We start from the raw sequence: 15,627 nt of genomic DNA, 5'->3' as shown, positions 1-15,627 counted from the left end.
CGACCATTTTCCATTCGCGTTCGGTTAATTCATGACGGCGCATGGCGTAAAAATACTCTCCTTGCTGTCCACACACTTTAGTGCGTTTGGGTACAACCCCTATTTCTTCGGTCGTTGAGGTTCGGCAGGTAGGCCTACCTGCTTGCGCAAACGCGCCATGGCCCAGCACCACCACGCCGTCTGCTCGCCGTTGCCGGCGTCTTTCACTTTCCAGGTTGCCTTGTTCAGCTTCGCTAAATCGGCCGGCGTGAGTTGTTGCGACAGTTTGATGCCCGGCGCATCCAGCCAAGCGCCCTCCATGTAGATTGGTTTGGAAGCATTAACCAACTTAATTAGCGCGAGAATTTGCTGAATCCGCGCCACGTCGTTTTCCGTCCGGGCGAAGTCCATTTCCCAGGCCTGGCCTTTGCCAATAATTTCGTTGGAAACCGAGCCGTTCGGATAGCCATCGGTCGGCATCCAGATCACGCCGTTCGTCGTTTGCAGCACCATTTACTGCATAGCCTTCACCGTGTGCTGCAGCACACGATGATCGAGCGCCTCCCACTGCGCCGCGATGGGCGACAGTGCTACCCACCCCATACCCAGGTAGGGCTGGCCGCCGTTGCCGTCGGGCAGCCGCATCTCCAGGTAGGTGGTATCCTGACCTCTGACCGTGGTCATTTTTTTCCGAATGCCCTTCCGAAGGATTTGCAGTTTCGTACGCCAGTCGTCGGCCAGCTGGGTTTCGCCCCGACGGTCGGCCACTGCTGCCATGTCTTGCAGCGTGGCGCCGGCAAAGCTCTGCGTGAGCAAGTCCCAGGTATCCCAGCGCCGGCCTTCATGGGAGTGTTCAAAGGCGATATTGCGCACCAGTCCGGGTTCGGTGGACCACTGCCCGTGCTGAAAGGACGTCCGATCGAAGGTTCGTTTGGTCAAGTCCCGGACGACCGGCCAAGTCCGGTCTTCAAAGGCTGTGTGCCCGCGCTTGAGCGCCAGCATGGCCCAGGCCATCAACACGTGCTCCTGGCCATCTATCTGCGGCTCATCGCTGATAATGGGATACTTATCTCCCTTTTTGCCAATCACGTGCGGAATGCGGTCCATCTCGTTTTGCTGCATGGCCGTCAGCGCGCAATTGATGGTGCGCTCAGCTTGCTGCAACCGCCCGGTTTCCAAAAACAGCGGCACAATGGCCCCCACGGTGCGGCAAAACATGCCATCGTACGCGCCGGTCAGGGATTCGGGCAGGTAGCCGTCTTGGTCCATGCGGTCCACCAAACTGTAGTAGGTGTTGGCGTACAGGTTTTCAAAAAAAGGCGAGGCAAGCTCGGCCTTCACGCTGGATAGCTTCTGTGCCGATACAGTCGTGTACGCCAAGCAACACACGAGGAAGGAAATAGTAAGCCGTAGTGCTTTAGGCATGGAGTTACATCGATTTCTGGTGAAGGTAGTAGAAGTATTCGACTGCGGAACGATACCGAACACAGCTAGCGGAATGCGCAGCCTACGGTCATCTTCGTGCGCGAGCACCGGGAAAACCAGCATCTATTTTTTGGCTTGCATGAAAAGCTGAAATTTCAAGGTCTGCTTCTCTTCTGGAGCCTTCGCTTTTTCGCTGCCAGCAGTAATTTGCGTTTCCCCAAAGCCGGCGTTTTGCCCTGCGGCGTAGGCCAAGCCATAGCAGCCGGTGGAGGTCTGGGAGCTGACTCGAAGCTGATAATGCTTGCCCGCCACTACTCGGATGTTTGGATGAACAAATCGATTTCGTGCCGCCCAGCTAAGTGAATCAGCGGGCAACTCGGTAGTATACAACGGGGCCGCGTTGGGTGAGGTGGTCTAGCTAAGCCGGACAGAATTGGGACGTGGTTTTGAATTGGGTTTCGAAATGGTTGGGTGATTGGTAACCGAGCGCCGAGTGGCGGCGCTCGGCGTTGTAATAGGCGATGTGGTGGCTGATTTCAAGCTTGGCCTCAGTTAGCCCGGGGAAGCTGCCGCCGTCGAGCAATTCAGCTTTGAAGCGGCTCAGGACTCGGCGTGGGCGTTGTCGTAGCAGTTGTCGCGCCGGCTCATACTCTGCAACGCGCCCTGTTTGGCCACCAGGTCTTTGAAGTGGGTCGCCGTGTATTGACTACTCTGGGCGGAGTGCACGACGAGCCCGGCTGGGGGCCGGCGCACCACGAGGGCGCGCCGGAGCGCCTTGCTGACCAAGTCCTCGGGCATCGTCTCCCGTACGTCCCAGCCCACAATCTTGCGCGAGTAGCGGTCCAGCCACACGGCCAGGTACAGCCAGCCGCCGTCCTGGCGGGGCAGGTACGTATGTCGCCCACCCAGACCCGGTTCGGGGCGGTGGGGGCCGGCTGGCCCAGCAAGCGGTTGGGCGCGGCGCGCACGGCCGGGTCCGAGTCGGTCGTACGCGGCACAAACGAGCGGGGCTGCTGGGCGCGTAGGCCATGCGCTTTGAGCACGCGGCGGATGCGCCAACGGCCTACGGCGTGGCCTTGGGCCTGCACTTCGGCGCGCAGCCGGCGGGTGCCGTAGCGTTGGCTATGGTCGGCAAACGCTTCGCGCACGGCCACTTGCCAGGCCGGCTCGGCCACCGGCAACTGCCGGCGGCGTTGCCAGGCGTAATACGCGGCCGGGGCCACGCGCAGCACCCGGCAGAGCTGGCGCACGGGCACCTGCGTGGCCCGCTGAACAATGTGCTGGTAGGTGCTCACCGGGTCGGCTGACTGAAGATGACTAAGGCTTTTTTTAAAATATCCAACTCCTGCGCGAGCCGTTTATTGGCCGCGCGCAGGGCGCGCACCTCCGGGTCGCGGGCCACTTCCTCACTGCCCACCTCGGCCACGAGCTGCGCCTGCTGCCAGCGATAGAGCAGCTTGGGGCTGATGCCCAACTGCCGGGCCGCGGCCTGCGTGCTGCAGCTTTCACTGGCCAGGCGCAGGGCCTCGGCTTTAAAGGCCTCGTCGTATTTACGCCGTTTGTCGGGCGACGCCCCGCTTGCTTTGCTTGCCATAACAGAAGAAATATACGTCCTTCTTCTGTCCGTCATCTCTAGACCACCTCACACACTGTCGGTTCGTCTTGGAAGCCACCGGCAGCTACTACCTGGCCCTAGCCTATTACCTGTACGAACACGGGGGACAGGTAGCCGTGCTGAATCCCTTGATTATTCGGCGCTTCATTCAGATGCATCTAAGCAAAGGCAAGAGTGACCGCAAGGATGCGCAGTAGTTGCTGCGTTACGGGCAACAACAAACACTCAGTATCTGGCAGCCGGAGGAAACCGTTTAGGTGGAGTGCCGGCAGTTAGAACAAGTCAGTGAACAACTACTCAAGCAGAAAATCATGGTTAGCAACTTACTAGAGGCTCTCGAACGGCAGCCCGTTATTAGCAAGCTGGCGCTAAAACGACTGCAACATACCTTGAAAGTGCTTACGGGGCAGTTACAGGCCGTAGAAACGGAATTGCTGGCGTTACTCGAACAACGCTTTGCCGCCGAGATGACCCTGTTGTGCTCGATTCCGGGTATCGGCCGTAATACAGCCGGTATGCTGCTCTTATTTGCCGGTGGCTTCCGTCGCTTGGAGAATTACCGCCAGTTGATTGCCATGGCCGGTTTGTCGCCTCGTGAGCACAGCTCGGGCACCAGCATCCGGGGCAAAGTGCGCATCACCAAGATGGGTGGGGGCTTAATCCGCGGTAAACTCTTTATGTATAGCTTCTCGGCCAAGCGCTCTTTGGGCGCCTCGTCTCCAAAGGCAAGAACAAAAAGCTGGCCCTGATTGCCGTCTGCAATAAGCTGCTCAAGCAGGCCTTTGCCATCGTCAAGTCCGGCGTACCCTATCAAGCTGATTTTACCTCGAAACTCGCCCTCAATCCTTGACTTTTAACACAGTTCATTTATGAAACGGTCGTGGCTGTTGCAGAACTCTGCTAGCTACTGAAGTGAGTAGTCAAAATAGAGATGACTACTCTTTTGCCTGCACTCCAATAGGCTATAAAGCAGGCACGGTGAGGCTGGCTGGAGAGCCAGGGCCAGGCTCACACCCCGTTGGGGCGAGTGCTTGAGCAGCTTTTTGAGGTTGTAAGCAATGGCACTGAGCAGCATGGTTTTGTGCGCTGCCGCTCGTCCTTTCGTGCCGACCCGCCGCAGCCCATAATGCTGGAGCAGGTTGCCAAACACGGGCTCCACCGTGCGCTGCCGCACCTGGCGCATGTGCTGGCCTTGCCTACTGCGCTGGCGGTGCCAGGCCCGTCGATAGGCCGCGTCGAAGGCCGAGCGCACGAGTTGCTTGGAGTCGACTTTCGGCACGCAGGTGGCTTTGAGCAGGCACGCCTGGCAGTCGGCGTAGGCAGCGCGGTAGAGTTTCATCCAGACCCCGTCGGCAGTGGGTCGGTACTTGTGAAAGGGCAGCGTCTTATCGGCCCGGCAGCGGTACTCGTCGCGGTCGACCTGATAGGTAAACCCTTCGATCACGGGTTTGTAGGCGCCAAACACGGGAATCCAGGGCGTGATGCCGCGGTGCTCCAGCAAGGCATAGTTGAAGCCGTTCGAGTAGCCCGTATCGGCGACTAGCTCGCGTAGCTGCAACTCGTTGCCTTGCAGGCGCGCCTGCAAGTGATCCACTAGACCAGGCAGGTGCAGGCTGTCGCGCGAGTCGGCGAAATCGGCTTGCACGTGACTGATGACCCCGTGGGCGGTGTCCACGGCCAGGCTACAGAGGTAATTGAGCGCACGCGCTTTGCCGGGCTTGACGGAGATACGGGCTTCGGGGTCGGCCGGGCTGTAGTGCGTTTTATTGCTCAGCAGGCGGGCTTTGGCGTGGTGGGCGCCCAGGCCCCCAGCAGAGGCGCGCCGCTTGGCTTGCCGGCTCGCCTCGTAGCGGAGTTGATGGGCAGGGGCTGAGCGCAGCGGGGCCGTGGGTGGAGTGCTTGCCGGGGCAGGCGGCTGCCCACTCACGGTTAGCGGTGAGGCGGGGAGCGGCCCAACCGGCTTTTCGCACAGGCGATCCAGGGAGGCGTTCGTTGGCTTTGACGGGGGCGGAGTCTACGATCTGGGTATCGCCTGCGACGAGTCCGGCGGCTACGCACTGGGCAAAGACGTGGTCGAACAGGTGTTCAAACACGGCCGCGGGGTACAGTTGCCGGGTGCGGCTGACGGTAGAGTGCCAGGGCAACGCTTCGTCTAGTTCATAGCCCAGGAACAAGAGGATGTCTAGTCGGAGAGCACAGTGCTCGAGCAAGCGTCGGTCACTAGTGATGTTTTCCAGGTAGCCGACGAGCAGCAACTTGAAAAAGACGACCGGATCGAGCGAGGGCTGACCGGTGTGGCTGTAGAGGTCTTGCGTGGCTTCGTAGAGGAACGCTAGATCCAGTAGCTCGTCGAGCCGCCGGTAGAGATTATGCGCGGGCACCCGCTCGGAGAGGCGGAAGCGGGTGACCACTTGATCGGCAAACTGCTTCTTGCCTTGCATCCTCTCTCTACGAGAGTACGCAACAAGGGCTACCACTTCTGCAACAGCCACGCGCGTTTAAGTAATGATACAAGCGCGACATTAACTTTGAGTCCTCGCTTTTATACTCTTTATATACTACTGCTCCCCTGTATGCCCAATTACATCGCCTACTACCGAGTCAGCACCGCTCGCCAAGGGCAGAGTGGATTGGGACTTGAAGCCCAGCAAGAGGCAGTGCGCACCTTTCTGGTGCCGGGAGAGCAGATCGTGGGCGAATACATCGGAGTAGAAAGCGGCCGCAAAACGAGTCGGCCCCAACTGCATGCGGCTATGCAGGCGGCCAACGAAGCCGGGACCGTGCTGCTGGTGGCCAAGCTCGACCGGCTCGCGCGTAACCTGGCATTTCTCACCGCGCTTATGGAAAGTCACGTGCGCTTCAAAGCCGTCGATATGCCCGCCGCTGATGAGTTTACGCTGCACGTACTGGGCGCCGTGGCCGAGAAAGAAGCCAAAGCGATTTCTACGCGGACCAAGGATGCGCTGGCTGCTAAGAAGGCCCGCGGCCATCAGCTGGGCACGCCGGCGAACCTGACGGATGAGGCTAGGGTCAAAGGGCAGCAGCAACGGCAGGCGAATGCCCGATCGAGCTTGGCCAATCGGCAAGCGGCGGAGCTGGCCCAGCTCTACCGCAGTCAGCAGTGGGACTACCGCCGCATTGTCGCCCAACTCACCGCCTCCGGCTACCGCACCCGCCGCGGCTGCCATTTCACCGCCACCGGTATCCGCCGATTACTGCTTGCCCAAACACCACTCACCGCCGAATCGGCAGTGAGGACGTGAGCCTTTTTTCAGACAAAACAAAATTGCTTCTACCATCTGCGTTGACCACAACATTGCGCTACTATTCTTCTTGAACAAGAACGAAAGAGCTCCCTTCACGCTCCCCTCGTTGGTGATACGGATACATCTTGGGTGGTGTAGTCCATTTGGGTCGGGGTAGATTGCGGTGGACGTAGGGTCATGGCTACATACGTCAGTAGTACCGCTTCCAAGGAGCAAGCCAGATCAATAAGAAAATGTCCCTGCCGGCTTGCAAACGGCATGTTGACCAGGTGACCAAGCAGAAGCAGTACTAGGCCAACTGTGAGCGTGGCGCCGTACCCACCGGCTATCCAGCGGGTATGGCGCCCGCGCAGTAACAGGTGCAGCAGCAGCACGCTCAGGCTACAATAAAGCAGGCGGTAACTACTGGCCACGGGTAGGCCATGGGTACTGATGTTTGACACAACGGCGTGGCTAGTGACGCCCCACTCAGGGTGTCCTACCAAGGAAAAAAGAACCTGCCAGCCGCTCGTCAGCCAGGTAAAGACGCGTTCTTCAAACTGCCCAAATAGAAATAGCGCCAGCCCTACTGCCAGCAGGAGCACGCGGCGCTGAGACGGGTGAGAGCCCATTGGGAGGAGAATAAGCTTAGGAAGCTGCATACGCACCAGGAAGCATGCGTCCTTGCCGAACCCACAGGTGCCAGAGGCCCAGAATAGCCACGTAGGCGACAAAAGAGAACGTGTAATGGTGATTGAAGTCCACTGTGTGATACCAGTACGTGTGGTTCAGCGCCAAGAGGGCCACGCGTAGAACATTGAGCAGGTAGACTGCGCCAATGCCGAGCGGAATAAACCAGGCCTTGCGCCGGCGACTACCGGGGTAGGCCAGCACGAAGCCGGTGAACAGCGTGTACAGCGCCAGCCCGTTGCACGGGTCGCCCACCAGCACGGCCGGCGACCCGTGCATGGTCACGGTAGTGGGGGTGGCAGGGGCCGTCGCGGCGGCGAAGCCGACGGCGTGCAGACTTCCGGCGGCGGCGCGCGCCACGCCTACCGATAGGGCCTGGTCGAGCCGACCATCGGGCCGGAGCCCTTGCTCGTAGCCCAGCCACCAGAGAAGATATAGGCCGGCAGCAGTGAGCAAAAAACGCCGCTGCGGGTGCGTGGTAAGCGAACGGAATAGAACCATGCGTGAGAAAAGTTACGCCACCAAGACGAGTTAGGCCGCGCGGCGACGCAGCCGCTTCAGGCCGTAGGCCACCCCACCGGCGAGGAGCAGGGAGGCGCCGCCGTCAAGGGGTACGGCAGTAGGGGGCGGCGGGGTCGTAGGCTCAGGGCCGCCGGCGCCGGGGCCTTGCGCCTGCGTGGCAAGGGTAGAAAGCAATACGAGTGCTACGGCGCGGTAAAAGGTAACGAATGATTTCATATGGAAGTTGTTAGGAAAGGAAGCGTTGGAATAATGGGCCTGACTACAGTATGTAGTCAGACCCATCTCTCTGCAGATTTAGTCAATGAGGAGCTGCTTGGTCAGGGTCGTACCACCGACTTGCACCCGCACCACATACATGCCCGTGGGTAGTTCGTGCACGTCTAGTGTCGTGCGGCCACCCACAGCGGAAAGCGGCAGAGTCGTCGCCCGCACGGGCTGCCCCAGCATAGTATACAGCGTAGCCGTGGCCGTGGAAGCACCCGCTACGGCCGGTACCTGCAAGGTGACTTGCTGGCGGGTGGGGTTCGGGTACACGCTCAGGCTGGCCACCTGGCTGCCGGGTTGCGTCGCCAGCGGCCTCAGCGGGCTGAAGCGCAAGAAGAACCGATCCGTAATTAAGCTCGCATTACTGGCCGTGAAGGTATAGCTGGGCTGCTGCTTCAGGTTCACCTGCTGGCCCGTTACGGCATCGTGCAGGTACACGTCCGTGGCGTCTACGTTCTGCAAGGCCGCCGCGTGCAGGGTATAGGTGCCGGTGAGGGGCACACCGACGGCCAAAGGAACGGCTGTGGGCGTGGTCAGTAACGGCAACCCATTGACGGCCAGACGCGCCTCCTCAGCCAACGACGATAGGTTCAGACCCGTCGTGTTGGGCAGCTTGGCCGCGTCGTAGTGGTCATCTAGATCAGCGGTAGCGCCGGCTTCGAAGTAGACGAAAGTCGGCTCGTGCATGCCAGCCGCACTCACTAGGTCCATCTGCACGGCTGTCCGCTTTTCGGCGGCCGGACGGTGGAAGGTAGTACTCTGGTCGGTCGTAGAGCGCCAAGCATCCAGGAAGTTGAACGCCGCCACCGGCTGCGACACGCGCACGAAGAAGCCCTGCATCGAGCCAATCAGCCCATCGGGCAGCGTGCCGAAGCCGTTTTGGTAGAACTGATAGGTGCCCCGGTACTGGTCGCTGGATTTGTACACGTACACGGCATCGATCACCCCGGCCGGCAGGCTGAGGCGGGCTTTGCTCCAGTCGAGGGGGGCGGGGTAGGGGTTACCCAGCAGGTGCCAGCCGGCGTTGGCCTCGGTGCTACTGGATAGAGCCCCGACCGGGATGCTGCCCGTGTTGAGCGTGCCCACCAGATCCACCGTGTTGCTGGCGTTCAGGTTCACGGTGTAGCCGCGGCCGCGCACCAGCGGGTCGCTGAGGCTGCCCGGCGAGAAGTAGCCGTATTCGAACGCCTGCGTAGTGCTGCTGCTGCTGCCTGTCAGGCGGGCTTCGTCGTAGCCATACACGGTGGGGAAGGGCTGCACGGTAGTGCCCACCGTGTTATAAGCAGGGTTCACCACCGGAGTGAACCCACTGGTCGCCAGGTCGGACACCGTAGTGCTGGCGACTGGCGAGCTGTAGTGACGATAGCCGGCTCCGGGGTTCAGGCTGCTATCAATCGCGCGCTGCACGGTCGCCGTGCCGAGTACCCGACCGGCATTGTTGACGACCAGTGCCGTGGCGGTGGCGGTGGAGAGCAGCGTGAACGGCTGCGCGTTCGTGGTCAGGTCGCCGTTGAGCGTGAGTACCCGTTGCAGCTCAGCAGGACCGCTCAGGCGAGCCCCGGCCGCACCAACTGTCAGGTGGAAGAAACGCGTGGGGCTGCTACCCCCTACGTTTTGCAGCGCGTTGCTGGCGAGCACCATCTGCCCGCTGGAGGCGGTGAAGGTGCCGTTGTTCACGAAATCACCCGTCAGCGTTAGAGTGCCACCGTTCTGCGTTAGCTGCGCCGTGCTGTTCAGCGTCAGGGCGCGCGCGGTGGCCAAGCCGGACGCGATGAGGGGGTAGCGGCCGCTGCTCACGGCTGGGATCTGGGCGTCGAGCGTGCTGGTAGGTACGCCAGCCGTCCAGTTGCCGCCCGTAAACCAGTCGGTGCTCACACCACCCGTCCACGTGGTAGCCGTTACCGGCAGCACGTAGCGTAGGCTGAATGCCGTTGCGGCAACGTTGCCATTGCCCGCCGCATCTTGCGCGACGTTCGCCGCGACGGTCACGGTGACCTCACCACCCGTGGTAGGCGGCGTAACTGTGAACGAGTAGGTAGTGCCACTACCACTAAAGCCACTCAGCGTACCGCCCGTTACGCTCGTCCTGCCTGCTGTGAACCCCGTAACGCTTTCTGAGAAGGTAACGGTGAAGGGAAGGGGCGAAGTGCTGGTACTGCTGCCGGACGATCCGGCCGCGCTGCTGATAGCGACGGTCGGAGCCGTAGTATCGACCGTGAAGGTATTCGTATTGCTCGTGGCGCTTACCGTACCATTACCCTCTTGGGCGGTGGCATACACCGTGTGGCTGCCCTCCGCTAAACTGGTAGGCTGGATGAGCTCGAAGGTACCGCTACTGGTAGCCGTCGTAGTACCGATGTTAGTCGCGTCAACGTACACCGTGACGGTACTGTTGGGGGAAGCGGTGCCGGCATACCTAGGGGCCGCCGTGTTCAGCAAGCTACCGTTAGCAGGAGCCGTCACCACAGGCGCAGCCGTGGTGGGAGCCGGTTGGGTGATGGTGAAGCTGCGCACGATCGTGCAGCCATTGGCATCCGTTGCGGTCACCGTATAGGTGCCTGCGCTCAGATTCGAAGCCGTGGCCGTGGTGCTTACATTTGGACTCCAGCTATAGGTATAGGCGGGGGTACCGCCACTAACGGTGATGGTAGCCGCCCCGTTGTTGCCGCCGTTCATGGTCACATTGGTTTGGGTACTGGTTGCCGTTAGCGCAGTGGGCTGCGTAATGGTAAAGCTCCGCATGATGGTAAAGCCGCTGGCGTCGGTCACGGTTACGCTGTAATTGCCCGCCGTCAACCCCGATACGGTGTTGGTACCGTTGCCAGTGAGGGTACCTGGGGTCCAATCGTAACTATACGGCGTTACCCCACCGGTCACGTTCACCGAGGCTGTCCCATCCGCCCCGCCGTTGCAACTTACATTGCGCTGCACACCGAAATAGCCCAAGGCATCACTTGTCGTAAAGGTTACACTAGTCCCGTAACTGGTTCCGCTAGCGTTCGTAGCGTAGGCCCGCACCGTATACAAGCTGCCGGCCGTCAGACCAGTAATACGCTGCGAGAAACTACCGATACCGTTGCCACTCTGCACCTTGGTACTGGCGGTTGTGGGCGTACCGTTGCCCACTACGTAGACGACGCCGCGTTCCGTGACGGTGCCCCCCCCATCAGCCGTGACGTTGCCACCGAGCGTGGCCGCCGTGGCGGTGATGCTGCTAGCCGTCGTCGTCGTGACCGTTGGCGCCGTGAGGGGAGCGTACTGGATGGTAAACGGCGCGGCGGCCGTACTGCCGTTGCCCGCCCCATCCTGGGCGACGTTCGCTGCCACACTTACAGTTACTGCGCCCGTACTGGCCGGCGTCACACTGAACGTATACGTGGTGCCGCTGCCACCACTATAGCCGCTGAGCGTACCGTTATTGACCGTCACATCGCCCGCTGCAAAGCCCGTCACGCTTTCTGAGAAGGTGACGGTGAAGGGAATGGGGGAGGTGGCCGTGGAGCCACCCGAAGGACCCGCCGACGAGCTGATGGCAACCGTTGGCGCGGAAGTATCGATGGTAAAGGTATTCGTATTACTGTTGACGCTCGTATTACCACTGGCATCGGTGGTCCTGGTCACAACGGTGTGCGTCCCATCCGCTAGCGCAGAAGGTGCCGGTAGCTGCCAGCTCCCACCGCTGGTAACCTGCGTGGTGGCCTCCAGCGGAGTACCATCTATTACGCCCATCACCATACTACCTGCTTCGGCCGTTCCGTTGTAAGTCGGCGTGTTCGTTGCCAGTAGACTGCCGTTGGCCGGCGTCGTCACGACTGGGGCGGCCGGGGCTGTTTTGTCGATGGTATAGGTTTCGCCGACGAAAGGCACGTTGGAAACCGTGGGCGAAAGACCGGTTGCGTTGGCCAGGTTGAGTCGAAGCGTCCCATCGCCCGAACCCGTATTCACTCTCACCGTGTATGTGGTGCCCGAACCACTAATGGACGTGATGCTGGCTCCTGTCAGGCCGCTGGTCGTTATAGAGAAGTTACTGCTACTGAGCCCACTCACAGTACTTGAAAAGGTCAGTGCAAAAGCCACCGCCGTAGTGTTAGTCGGTGAAGCAGTAGCGCGCACAAGCGACGTAGCCGTGACGGCTGCGGCCGGCTGGGTGATGGTATACGCGCGGCTAGTCGTGCAGCCGCTGGCATCGGTCACGGTGACGGTGTAGTTGCCAGCCGTCAGGCCCGTTACTGTGGCCGTTGTCTGGGTGAGCGGACTACTCGTTGTGTTGTTGCGCCAGCTGTAGCTATACGGCGAGGTGCCGCCGCTCATGTTGACGGTAGCAGTGCCATTATTGCCACCAGCGGTCGAAACATTTACTTGCGAACCAGTAGTAGCCAGCGCGCTCGGCTCCGTCAGAGTAAACGTACTCGTCGCCGTAGCGCCGCTGGCATCGGTCACGGTGACGGTGTAGTTGCCAGCCGTCAGGCCCGTTACCGTGGCCGTTGTCTGGGTGAGCGGACTACTCGTTGTGTTGTTGCGCCAGCTGTAACTATACGGCGAGGTGCCGCCGCTCACGCGCACCGTGGCCATGCCCGTGTTGCCTCCATTGCAAGCCAGGTTAGTTTGTGAGCTGGGAGAGGCTGTCAGCGCGGCCGCCGTCGTGAAGGATTGAACCGCGCCATAGCCGGTGCCCATGCTATTGATGGCGTAGGACCGTACGTAGTACGTGGTGCCGCTCGTTAGCCCGCTTACTTTTTGCGAGAAGCTGCCCGTCCCCGAACCAATAGTGACTTTCGTGTTGCTAGTAGTTGGCGTAGTCGCAGTGCTACTGTACACCACGCCCCGGTCAATTACGTTGGCCCCGCCGTCGGCCGTTACGTTGCCCCCGAGCGTCGCTGCCGTGCTGCTGATGTCGTTCGCTGCACTAGTAACAATAGTGGGCGCCACTAGAGCACTCGTTACGGGAACAGACAAACCCGTCACTTGCGCTGCTACGGGTGCGGTCTGTGTGACGCTGCCCGTTAGTAGATTGACGGTTTTGATCGCACGATTGGTTGCAGTTGATTCATATACAAAAGCGCGGTTAGTGGCGGCATCCAGCGCCAGCAGGAAGGGAGACGCCGTGACGGCCGGCACAATCACGCTGGGGCTAGTCCCATCGGGGCGGAACCGATTCAAAGCATCAATGCTGGTAGTGGTCGCGATGCTATTGTCAGAGGTCAAGTAATAAAGAAAGCCTGTTGCCACATCGTACTCGATCGCTTGCACCAGCGCACTAACAGGCGTTGTTTGCGTAACGGTGCGTGAGGCGAGGTTAACGGTCTTGATGGCGCGCGCCGTGTTAAGCCCTTCATAAAAATACACCTCATTTGCTGCTGTATTCAGGGCCAGATATAAGGGAGAAGTAGACAGCGACGCAACTAGTACCTCCGCGCCCGTTCCATCCGGATGCACCCGGTTGAGTGCATCCGTCGGTTCTATGGTAGCTGGCACATCTGCACTCGTCAGGTAATAGATATAATCACTGGCTGGATCGTAGCGAAGCGCTCTAATGCCCGCTTGTATGCCACTGATGGAGCGAATAAGTGCTCCCGTGGTCAGATTGATGACCTTGATGGCTCGGTTGGCCAGTACTGACTCATAAACGAAAGCCCGATTCGTTGGAACATCGACGGCTAATAGAAACGGGGAGGCAGTGACGGCCGGGGCGATTACCATCGCGTTGGTACCGTCGTACTCCATCCGGTTCAGCGCGTCGGTTGCTGTGGTAGCAGAGCCATTGGCATCCGTGGTTAAGTAAAACACCTGTGCCTGACTGCTCGTTGTAAGACCCAGCCACGAGCCGAGTAAGAGTAGAACAGAACAAATTAGCTGGTAGGAAGTGATCGAGTAGGGTTGCTTCATATGCATAAGATAAAGCGAGGAAAGACGGGTCTTTGGGGCATCTACTTGCCACCTATTAACTGCAATACAAGGCGTAGAAAATATCTACTAATAGGTGCTTAGGCAAGAAAAAGCCTTCTGTTGCGTAACAGAAGGCTTTTTCAGAAAAGAGTTACGCTATTGGCGGCTAGGATATATTCCTTGCAGACAAATCAAGTAGTTAAGGACTACATAAGGAGGTTGCACCGCAAAGGGCTGGTTGCCCCCTACGGAAGAAATAGCCTGTGGATTTGCTACGGCGTCAGCGGAGGCAGCGTAGCCATTCACATTCACGGGACCTCCAGAACCAGAATCTGTAAACTGGCCAATTGCGGGTACCCCATTCACAGGTGAGTCAGTGGTGCCTGCGGTTTTGTTAACACCTAATGCGTGCGTATGCATCGGCATATTAGCGACAGTCAAAGTCACTTTTTCCGTTCCTGCAGCCTGCCCTATGGGATAGGTAGTACCCGTGGTGCTTGCCCCTTGACCAATAGCAACGCGACCGTTCAAATTAGGCAGGCCAAAGGTGTTGACCCCATCCCCACCATATCTGGTACCTAATAGAGCAAATAGCGCTGAGTACTGTCTAATCTGCATCAGTTGGCCATTACATAATGCCCACCCTTGCGGGGCAAAGTCAAAGCCCACTAATATTATCTGACCGAGAAAGGCTTCATCCATTTTAAAAAAGATTTATACAGTAAAAAAGTAAAGGAAATTATCCCGTCATCAACGATAAAAAAGCTACAGTAATAATTAATTATTACTGTAGCTTACAATTAACGATTGATTTTGCAGTGTAAATACAACGGTATTATTTGTATTTAACGCATCATCCACAACACTACTGCGAATCGTAACGGCCTGCTGTGAGGCAATAATGTTGCCTCCACTATCAACCACTGCTACCACGCTGTCTAGGTAAGGATTTGTCGTTCCCTGGCTATAGGTATACAATTGATTATGACCCGGATTTAGGCTAAATTCTTGTGTGCCGGCCTCAGAACCAGGAATGTCACCGTTGCGTATGGTTAGCGTAACGGCTATCGCATATGGTGTCTGGTTCGTAAAATTCTTTGCTCCCATCTAGTATATATTTTGTAGTAAGTCAATAGCGAGATTCAAATACGATACCAGATGACATAAATAGTATATTTGCGATAAAAATTAATGTTTTTTATCGCAATATTTATGAAGTTAAGCCTTGTGCTATAGAATGGTAGACTCATTATGATAATTTAAATCTCAAATCAGGAAAACGTTATACGTTTTTATGTATTATCATATAATGTACATTTTATTTCGATGTCATAGCTCAAGCAAAACCTTCTGTTATTTGATGTGCCGCCGTAATGTTGTAGTATAGAGAGCCCGAACACGAACAAATTGGTCGATTACCGGGCGTGGATGTTCCCCCTTGTACAACAAAGAGAACTATCCTTCCGATGAGTTCCTGCAAGGAAAGCTAGCGTATGCCGAGGAGGAACAGACAAGAATTCTGCAACGAGCGCAGCTGACAAAGCACAGCAGGCCGGTAACTTAGCAGTGGTGGCAGCCCTCATCGATCAGTTCCTTATAACGATACCTCTGCTGCAAGAATTATCGAACCAGCTGAACGATTATGGCTACGATACACTCCGCAGCAAGCGCTATTTTACCGATTTCGCTGTATCCGGGCAATGAGTATATTGGACTTACCTATTTATTAACTAGCAGCTTGTAGCGGTTAGATCAATAAAAGCATACATTGAAACTCTCCTTGAACAAAAGTTACATACTAAGGACGGTGGTCCTCAAGCTGTAACGTGGGCCTTCGGCGACGCTCCTATGCCAGTGGCCTTGGTTAACAGTTTGTTCCTACAGCTAACTAGGCGGATTGGCCAACGTCCGCTTTTGGGTAAGCTGAGGTGGTCGGATAAATCTGGACAGAATAGGGTGTTATCTTTCCTTCGTCATGAAAGACAGCCCTCAGCCTGCTAA

The 15,627-nt window shown here is 58.1% G+C and carries 16 protein-coding genes and 2 pseudogenes; 3 read left to right on the top strand and 15 right to left on the bottom strand.

Annotated features, from left to right (window positions below; genetic code table 11):
- Positions 1 to 99: 99 nt before the first annotated feature.
- The 7 genes and pseudogenes from J4D97_RS22070 to J4D97_RS22045 all read right to left on the bottom strand — a co-directional run bounded on the left by J4D97_RS22070 (position 100) and on the right by J4D97_RS22045 (position 2,998).
- Positions 100 to 492, bottom strand: coding sequence for a hypothetical protein (locus J4D97_RS22070; RefSeq protein ID WP_208309481.1), 393 nt, complete (start codon positions 490 to 492; stop codon positions 100 to 102).
- Positions 493 to 1,404 carry a hypothetical protein gene (locus J4D97_RS22065; protein WP_208309480.1) on the bottom strand — a complete coding sequence of 304 codons (912 nt, stop codon included), beginning with the start codon at positions 1,402 to 1,404 and terminating at the stop codon, positions 493 to 495. It lies immediately after the preceding gene.
- Positions 1,405 to 1,527: 123 nt separating this feature from the next.
- Entirely contained in the window at positions 1,528 to 1,794 is a 267-nt protein-coding gene (locus J4D97_RS22060) for a hypothetical protein (protein ID WP_208309479.1), read from the bottom strand.
- Positions 1,795 to 1,822: 28 nt separating this feature from the next.
- Positions 1,823 to 2,008, bottom strand: coding sequence for an integrase core domain-containing protein (locus J4D97_RS24085; protein ID WP_432207228.1), 186 nt, complete (start codon positions 2,006 to 2,008; stop codon positions 1,823 to 1,825).
- Positions 2,005 to 2,256, bottom strand: a complete 252-nt coding sequence (locus J4D97_RS24080) for a DDE-type integrase/transposase/recombinase (protein ID WP_432207226.1) — start codon at positions 2,254 to 2,256, stop codon at positions 2,005 to 2,007. Before J4D97_RS24080 ends, J4D97_RS24085 begins: the two co-directional genes overlap by 4 nt.
- Before the next feature lie 161 nt (positions 2,257 to 2,417).
- Positions 2,418 to 2,552, bottom strand: a pseudogene (locus J4D97_RS24075) (IS3 family transposase); the annotation flags it as partial.
- A 143-nt stretch (positions 2,553 to 2,695) separates the two neighbouring features.
- Positions 2,696 to 2,998 carry a transposase gene (locus tag J4D97_RS22045; protein WP_208309476.1) on the bottom strand — a complete coding sequence of 101 codons (303 nt, stop codon included), beginning with the start codon at positions 2,996 to 2,998 and terminating at the stop codon, positions 2,696 to 2,698.
- A 56-nt stretch (positions 2,999 to 3,054) separates the two neighbouring features.
- Between J4D97_RS22045 and J4D97_RS22040 the strand changes: the two are divergent.
- Both J4D97_RS22040 and J4D97_RS22035 read left to right on the top strand, forming a co-directional pair.
- A pseudogene (locus J4D97_RS22040) lies at positions 3,055 to 3,216 on the top strand (IS110 family transposase); the annotation flags it as partial.
- 114 nt (positions 3,217 to 3,330) lie between these two features.
- Positions 3,331 to 3,768 (top strand): transposase, encoded by a 438-nt coding sequence (locus tag J4D97_RS22035; protein ID WP_208309474.1) that lies wholly within the window; start codon positions 3,331 to 3,333, stop codon positions 3,766 to 3,768.
- A gap of 155 nt (positions 3,769 to 3,923) precedes the next feature.
- On the opposite strand, the gene J4D97_RS22030 is transcribed toward J4D97_RS22035, so the two are convergent.
- Together J4D97_RS22030 and J4D97_RS23670 are read right to left on the bottom strand one after the other, a co-directional pair.
- Complete coding sequence (locus J4D97_RS22030) at positions 3,924 to 4,664, bottom strand: transposase (protein WP_432207227.1); 741 nt, start codon at positions 4,662 to 4,664, stop codon at positions 3,924 to 3,926.
- A gap of 118 nt (positions 4,665 to 4,782) precedes the next feature.
- The gene (locus J4D97_RS23670) at positions 4,783 to 5,460 is read right to left on the bottom strand and encodes a transposase (protein ID WP_243900464.1); all 678 of its coding nucleotides are present in this window, start codon (positions 5,458 to 5,460) and stop codon (positions 4,783 to 4,785) included.
- 132 nt (positions 5,461 to 5,592) lie between these two features.
- Here J4D97_RS23670 and J4D97_RS22025 point away from each other — a divergent pair, with 132 nt between their 5' ends.
- Positions 5,593 to 6,282 (top strand): recombinase family protein, encoded by a 690-nt coding sequence (locus tag J4D97_RS22025; RefSeq protein WP_208309472.1) that lies wholly within the window; start codon positions 5,593 to 5,595, stop codon positions 6,280 to 6,282.
- 95 nt (positions 6,283 to 6,377) lie between these two features.
- Here the strand turns inward: J4D97_RS22025 and J4D97_RS22020 are convergent, their stop codons facing one another.
- The 6 genes from J4D97_RS22020 to J4D97_RS21995 all read right to left on the bottom strand — a co-directional run bounded on the left by J4D97_RS22020 (position 6,378) and on the right by J4D97_RS21995 (position 14,733).
- Positions 6,378 to 6,896 carry an XrtX-associated membrane protein gene (locus tag J4D97_RS22020; protein ID WP_208309471.1) on the bottom strand — a complete coding sequence of 173 codons (519 nt, stop codon included), beginning with the start codon at positions 6,894 to 6,896 and terminating at the stop codon, positions 6,378 to 6,380.
- Between the two features lie 16 nt (positions 6,897 to 6,912).
- Positions 6,913 to 7,455 carry an exosortase X gene (gene xrtX, locus J4D97_RS22015; protein ID WP_208309470.1) on the bottom strand — a complete coding sequence of 181 codons (543 nt, stop codon included), beginning with the start codon at positions 7,453 to 7,455 and terminating at the stop codon, positions 6,913 to 6,915.
- A gap of 30 nt (positions 7,456 to 7,485) precedes the next feature.
- Positions 7,486 to 7,692, bottom strand: coding sequence for a PID-CTERM protein-sorting domain-containing protein (locus J4D97_RS22010; RefSeq protein ID WP_208309469.1), 207 nt, complete (start codon positions 7,690 to 7,692; stop codon positions 7,486 to 7,488).
- A 78-nt stretch (positions 7,693 to 7,770) separates the two neighbouring features.
- The gene (locus J4D97_RS22005; protein ID WP_208309468.1) at positions 7,771 to 13,626 is read right to left on the bottom strand and encodes an Ig-like domain-containing protein; all 5,856 of its coding nucleotides are present in this window, start codon (positions 13,624 to 13,626) and stop codon (positions 7,771 to 7,773) included.
- Between the two features lie 156 nt (positions 13,627 to 13,782).
- Positions 13,783 to 14,328 (bottom strand): phage tail protein, encoded by a 546-nt coding sequence (locus tag J4D97_RS22000; protein ID WP_208309467.1) that lies wholly within the window; start codon positions 14,326 to 14,328, stop codon positions 13,783 to 13,785.
- Positions 14,329 to 14,403: 75 nt separating this feature from the next.
- On the bottom strand, positions 14,404 to 14,733 hold the full coding sequence (locus tag J4D97_RS21995; protein ID WP_208309466.1) for a hypothetical protein: 330 nt from the start codon (positions 14,731 to 14,733) through the stop codon (positions 14,404 to 14,406).
- Positions 14,734 to 15,627: the final 894 nt, after the last annotated feature.

Source organism: Hymenobacter defluvii (genome assembly GCF_017589435.1).
GTDB classification, from domain to species: Bacteria; Bacteroidota; Bacteroidia; order Cytophagales; family Hymenobacteraceae; genus Hymenobacter; species Hymenobacter profundi.
This window is presented reverse-complemented; position numbering and strand designations above follow the sequence as displayed.

Coding starts and splice junctions, on each gene's coding strand:
- J4D97_RS22070 (WP_208309481.1), bottom strand. CDS start 492: ATGGTGCTGCAAACGACGAACGGCGTGATCTGGATGCCGACCGATGGC.
- J4D97_RS22065 (WP_208309480.1), bottom strand. CDS start 1,404: ATGCCTAAAGCACTACGGCTTACTATTTCCTTCCTCGTGTGTTGCTTG.
- J4D97_RS22045 (WP_208309476.1), bottom strand. CDS start 2,998: ATGGCAAGCAAAGCAAGCGGGGCGTCGCCCGACAAACGGCGTAAATAC.
- J4D97_RS22035 (WP_208309474.1), top strand. CDS start 3,331: ATGGTTAGCAACTTACTAGAGGCTCTCGAACGGCAGCCCGTTATTAGC.
- J4D97_RS23670 (WP_243900464.1), bottom strand. CDS start 5,460: ATGCAAGGCAAGAAGCAGTTTGCCGATCAAGTGGTCACCCGCTTCCGC.
- J4D97_RS22025 (WP_208309472.1), top strand. CDS start 5,593: ATGCCCAATTACATCGCCTACTACCGAGTCAGCACCGCTCGCCAAGGG.
- J4D97_RS22020 (WP_208309471.1), bottom strand. CDS start 6,896: ATGGGCTCTCACCCGTCTCAGCGCCGCGTGCTCCTGCTGGCAGTAGGG.
- xrtX (WP_208309470.1), bottom strand. CDS start 7,455: ATGGTTCTATTCCGTTCGCTTACCACGCACCCGCAGCGGCGTTTTTTG.
- J4D97_RS22010 (WP_208309469.1), bottom strand. CDS start 7,692: ATGAAATCATTCGTTACCTTTTACCGCGCCGTAGCACTCGTATTGCTT.
- J4D97_RS22005 (WP_208309468.1), bottom strand. CDS start 13,626: ATGAAGCAACCCTACTCGATCACTTCCTACCAGCTAATTTGTTCTGTT.
- J4D97_RS22000 (WP_208309467.1), bottom strand. CDS start 14,328: ATGGATGAAGCCTTTCTCGGTCAGATAATATTAGTGGGCTTTGACTTT.
- J4D97_RS21995 (WP_208309466.1), bottom strand. CDS start 14,733: ATGGGAGCAAAGAATTTTACGAACCAGACACCATATGCGATAGCCGTT.